The sequence below is a fragment of the Sphingobium psychrophilum genome, from assembly GCF_012927105.1.
GTDB classification, from domain to species: Bacteria; Pseudomonadota; Alphaproteobacteria; order Sphingomonadales; family Sphingomonadaceae; genus Sphingobium; species Sphingobium psychrophilum.
In genome coordinates this window covers 1-5,177 of sequence record NZ_JABBFV010000053.1, presented here as the reverse complement: position 1 = coordinate 5,177, position 5,177 = coordinate 1, and the positions used below count along the sequence as shown (strand labels likewise).

At 57.3% G+C, this 5,177-nt stretch carries 5 protein-coding genes and 1 pseudogene; 4 read left to right on the top strand and 2 right to left on the bottom strand.

The window, feature by feature from the left end:
- Positions 1–156: 156 nt before the first annotated feature.
- The 3 genes and pseudogenes from HHL08_RS24925 to HHL08_RS24915 form a co-directional block, all read left to right on the top strand.
- Positions 157–426, top strand: a complete 270-nt coding sequence (locus tag HHL08_RS24925) for a hypothetical protein (protein WP_169575544.1) — start codon at positions 157–159, stop codon at positions 424–426.
- A gap of 74 nt (positions 427–500) precedes the next feature.
- Entirely contained in the window at positions 501–722 is a 222-nt protein-coding gene (locus HHL08_RS24920; RefSeq protein ID WP_169575543.1) for an IS4/Tn5 family transposase DNA-binding protein, read from the top strand.
- A 79-nt stretch (positions 723–801) separates the two neighbouring features.
- Positions 802–1,905 (top strand): annotated as a pseudogene (locus HHL08_RS24915) (IS256 family transposase); the annotation flags it as partial.
- Between the two features lie 261 nt (positions 1,906–2,166).
- Here the strand turns inward: HHL08_RS24915 and HHL08_RS24910 are convergent.
- The gene (locus tag HHL08_RS24910; RefSeq protein ID WP_107126479.1) at positions 2,167–3,201 is read right to left on the bottom strand and encodes an IS110 family RNA-guided transposase; all 1,035 of its coding nucleotides are present in this window, start codon (positions 3,199–3,201) and stop codon (positions 2,167–2,169) included.
- Positions 3,202–3,331: 130 nt separating this feature from the next.
- Here HHL08_RS24910 and HHL08_RS24905 point away from each other — a divergent pair, with 130 nt between their 5' ends.
- Complete coding sequence (locus HHL08_RS24905) at positions 3,332–4,648, top strand: IS4 family transposase (RefSeq protein WP_169575542.1); 1,317 nt, start codon at positions 3,332–3,334, stop codon at positions 4,646–4,648.
- Between the two features lie 53 nt (positions 4,649–4,701).
- Here HHL08_RS24905 and HHL08_RS25435 read toward each other — a convergent pair.
- A partial coding sequence (locus tag HHL08_RS25435) for a hypothetical protein (RefSeq protein WP_206378094.1) occupies positions 4,702–5,177 on the bottom strand: 476 nt, incomplete at its 5' end.

Here is a 5,177-nt window from a genome sequence, read left to right as displayed (position 1 = left end):
TGGTATCGGTCCACATTGTTGATCTCCGGAAGTTTGTTGCAAAACCCCTGAATCAACGACTGCGGCAAGCGTCAAGCTAACCCGCTGATACCACTCAACTTAGTTTCGGATCGGGCTCTCAGACGTCTATTCCAAACGGAGTGGGGCGTTCCAACCATGGTGAAGGGAGCGACCAAGATGCAGGAGAAGCGCGCAATCAATGTCTGGAACCTTGCGCGCTCATTCTGGAAATCGATGCTGGGTCTAACCTGCAAACCCAATGAACTGGTTACGCCCTTGCGCCCCAAGGCGATGTCGGTCGTCCTTGAACCGGCGCTGTATGAGGATTGGCTCAGCACGGACTATCTGAGTGCCCGCGCTATGGTGCGTAAGCGCCGACGGAAGCTTTCAATTACCCACAAGTGGTCTGACGCCAGATTCCACTGATCGCAGCGGTATTGCTGCGATGGAATCAGCTATGATTCATGTTCCCGCAAAGGCTCGCTTTTGCGGAGTGCACGATGGTCGAGGGTGGCTCGGAATCTCAGGCTTGGATCGATGATGAATTTGCTGCGTCGCGATTTAGCGATGTGCGTCTTGGGCGTCGTCTGCGCCAGTTGGTGACGCAGATGGCAGGTGCGGTGGGCGGTCCAATTCCACTCGCCTGCCAGGACTGGGCCAACACCAAAGCTGCCTACCGCTTTCTCTCAAATTCAGAGGTCGTGTCCCACGGGGTGGTGTAGGAAGGTTTCCCTGAGAGGGTGGCCACCGTCGATCTTCTGGTAGGGTTCGGATGCGAACTCGAACCTGGAGAAGAAGACGATGACCGATGACAGAATGGCCCTTGTTGAGCTGATCGAGCAAGGGGCTGACAGCGATTTGGTGCGCGAGATGCTGGCTTTTGCCGCTGAGCGCATGATGGATCTGGAGATTGAGGCCAGAACCGGTGCGCCCGCCGGCAGTCGCAGCCAGTCGCGACTGAACCACCGCAACGGCTACCGCGAACGGGGATGGGACACCCGTGCCGGTCGGATCGATCTGGCGATCCCGAAGCTGCGCAAAGGCAGCTACTTTCCGAGCTTCCTGGAACCGCGCCGCACCGCCGAGAAGGCCTTGGCAGCGGTGATCCAGGAGGCCTATGTGCACGGCGTCTCGACCCGTTCGGTCGACGATCTGGTTAAGGCGATGGGTGCCAGCGGCGTATCGAAGAGCCAGGTCAGCCGCCTGGTTGCCGAGATTGACGAGCGGGTGAACGCCTTCCTCACCCGCCCGATCGAGGGCGAGTGGCCCTATTTGTGGATCGACGCCACCTACCTCAAGGTGCGTGAGGGCGGACGGATCGTCTCGACGGCGACGATAATCGCCGTTGGCGTCAACACCGATGGCCGCCGTGAAGTTCTGGGCGTCGCCACCGGCCCTTCGGAGGCGGAGCCCTTCTGGAAAGCCTTCCTGCGTTCGCTGGCGGATCGCGGACTGCGCGGGGTGAAGCTGGTCATCGCCGATGATCACAAGGGACTGCGCGCTGCCGCCAGCAAGGTGTTTGCCGCGAGCCAGCAACGCTGCCGGGTGCACTGGATGCGCAACGCGCTGGCCCATGCCGCGCCCAAACAGCGGCCCGCCGTGATTGCCATGATCAAGACGATCTTCGCGCAGGAGACGACCGAAGCGGCGCACCAGCAGTGGGAGCAGGTCGCCGATGCCCTGCGCGAGAAGTTCCCGAAGCTGGCCGACATGATGGACGCATCGCGCGAGGATGTGCTTGCCTACATGGCGTTCCCGAAGGATCACTGGGCGCAGATCGCGTCCACCAACCCGCTGGAAAGGGTGAACAAGGAGATTAAGCGAAGGGCCGATGTCATCGGCATCTTTCCCAATGATGCCTCGGTCATACGCCTCGTCGGCGCGCTGATGCTGGAGCAGAATGATGTGTATGGACCACCCCCACCTTGCAAGGCTTTTCAACAGATTTCGACGATTTCGGATCTTGCGGTCGTGTATCCGGCCTTGTTGTGCGGCATAACACGCCGCAGGCCCCTATGGTTTCCGCGGATCGACGGCCGGACAAATGGACGAACTCAAATTGGTTCGCATCATTTCAGTGACCTTTGTCGATCCCCGGTGATACCGGTTCGCCATACTCTGTCGTTGCCCTCGCAAGTCGGCACCATCACATCGGCGCCGAACTGGTTAGGCCGCCATCGGCAAAGGCGATGGACGGCGGTATACCTCATTCCTGGTCAACATGGCCCAGATCGAGCGAGCCGTCTTGTGAGCGACGGCTGTTGAGGCTACATTCACGGGCCTCCTGTCGACCAAAGCTTTAAGCCAGGGCCGAGGTGTCACGTCCTTGCGGAACGTTGTTCCTACAACGGCCCGAGCTCCATGGATCAAGAGCGTTCGGAGATATCGATCGCCGCCTTTGCTGATCCGACCAATCTTCTCTTTTCCCCCGCTCGCTCGAATCCGTGGCGTCAGGCCAAGCCAAGCTGCAAAATGACGGGAAGACTTGAACTGACTGCCATCGCCGACGGCTGCCACAATCGCTGTCGCCGTAATTGGGCCCACACCCGGAGCAGTAGCCAGACGCTGGCTGTCCGGGTTTGATTTGTGCCAGGCGACGATCCGCTTCTCCATCTCGCCAAGCTTATCGGTTAATGTGTCGATGTGCCGGAAAAGACATCGCAACGCTTCTCGCGCTTCGTCCGGGACGACGGTCTTGTCCGAGGTTGCAAGACGCTCGCTCAATATCGCGAGCTGTCGCACGCCCTTGCCCGCGATAAGCCCGTATTCGCCCAGCAGTCCGCGCAGTGCATTGATCGTCGCCGTTCGCTGTCGGACCAACAGGCTGCGGACACGATGCAAAGCCAGAACCGCCTGTTGCTGCTTCGTCTTGATAGGAACAAACCGCATGTTCGGCTTGGCGACGGCCTCGCATATGGCCTCCGCGTCGGCGGCGTCCGTCTTGTTCCGCTTCACGTACGGCTTAACGTACTGAGGTGGAATGAGCTTGACCGTGTGGCCGATCTCCACAAGCAAGCGCGCCCAGTGATGCGCGCTAGAACACGCTTCCATTCCGACTAGGCACGGCGGCTGCTTTTTGAAGAAGGCCGCCATATCGGCCCGAGAGAGCTTTCGGCGAAGCACGGTTAAGCCGGCCTCATCTACACCGTGAACTTGGAAAACCGTTTTGGCCAGATCAAGGCCAATCGTAACAACTGACATCGCGCTTCCTCCACTTTAATGGCACCATATAATATGATCGTTTGCATGGGGGTGGTCCATGCCATCAAATGGGCGGTGTCACGCCGCTACATGACGCTGGAAACAATCGGCGCGGTGAGCCATAACCCCATTGTCAGCCTGCCAGCTCTGGCTGCCTGACCCGAACCCGATCCCGATCCTGCCGTGGATTGACGGTTCCTACACCACCTCCTGGGACACGACCAATTCAGATGTTTGCGAAGGTAAAATTCTGCAAGGCCATTTCCAATCCACGGCGTCGCGTGTCGCAGCTATTGATGGACCCATTCTGGTTCTGCAAGATACCACCGAATTTTCATATGAACGCAAAAAGCCCGAACAGGTTGGAATCATCGGCTATGCCCCGAGCAAGCGCGAGACTGTGGGGATTGCTCGGCGACACACCATTTGCGGGCTGTTGATGCATAGCAGCCTGGTGGTAACGACAGAGGGGCTGCCGCTCGGCTTGGCGGCGATCAAATTCTGGTCCCGCAGCAAATTCAAGGGTACCTCGGCACTTAAGCGTCATATAAATCCGACGAGGGTGCCGATCGAAGCCAAGGAAAGTATCCGCTGGTTGGAGAATATGCGCGCCTCCACGGCTCTGCTGGGGAAAGGCCAGCGTCTGATCCACATCGGCGATCGCGAAAACGACATCTATGAGTTCTTCTGCGCTGCGGGCGAAGCTGGCACCCATTTCTTGGTACGGACATGCGTTGATCGCTTGGCGGGCGATGGCAAACACACCATTGCTGCTGAAATGGCGGACGCGCCCATTGCAGGTCGCCACATGGTTGAAATTGCCGAGGGCGTGACCGCCAGCCTGGCACTGAAATATAAGAAGATTCGGGTCTTGCCGCCGATTGGCAAGCAAAAACGCTACCCTGCGCTCGATCTTACCATAGTCCACGCTCAGGAACAGGAAGTCCCGGAAAACCGCTCTCCTATCGACTGGAAGCTTATCACTGACCTTCCCATTACGTCGCTGGAGGAGGCGATCGAAAAGCTTCAATGGTATGCTTTGCGCTGGAAGATAGAGGTTTTTCACAAGATCCTTAAATCTGGATGTCGCGCAGAAGAAGCCAAATTACGTACCGCTGAGCGGCTCGTGAACTTGCTTGCGATTTACTGCGTTCTGAGCTGGCGTATATTCTGGATGACTATGATAACCCGTACTGCGCCTACGGCTTCGCCAAATATCGCACTGACCAAAGATGAAATAAACCTCATCGACCGCATTGTGATAAGCCGCACCGGCCAACCGCCGCCGCAACAATTATCATGTTACCTGACACAGATCGCAAGACTCGGCGGCTATCTCGCTCGCGAGCGAGACCCGCCTCCCGGCAACACCGTCATATGGCGTGGATGGTCCCGTCTTATGGACATGAAACTTGGTATTGATCTCGCTGGGCGCACTTATGGGTAATTGAAAGCTTCCGTCGGCGCTTACTATGGTGCGGCTGTTTCGAGCAGATCAAATTACGATTGATGAGGTAGGGGATTGCCAGCAACGTGATGGAGGCATCCGAGCAAGTTGGCCTCGCATTGCTCAGCCCGCAAAATCTGTGAAGGATCACGATATGCGAGGCTCTTCTTCATCAATCTTCGAAATCGTTCGAGGCGACTAGCAATGATGGCGCTGCGTGGCGGCAAGACGATCGCACCTTCGCACCTCATCGCTAGAGATGCTTCATCTGCATATTCTTCAGCCAAAAAAGAATATGTTACCTCACTATCTGGTGAATGTGCCAGAACTGCCATCGCCTGCTGCTTCCTACTTCGGCGTGAAAAGTAGAAGAAATCCCACCATCTCTTTTTTAATTCCGTACCTGAGCTCGACTTTGTACGATTAGGTGGCGAAGCATAGTGCTTGAGCCATACGTACGAGGCGGGTTGTCGGAATATAGTGCGGTTCTCGGTGCGGCGGGGATTGTTGATTAATGTCGCCGACCCAG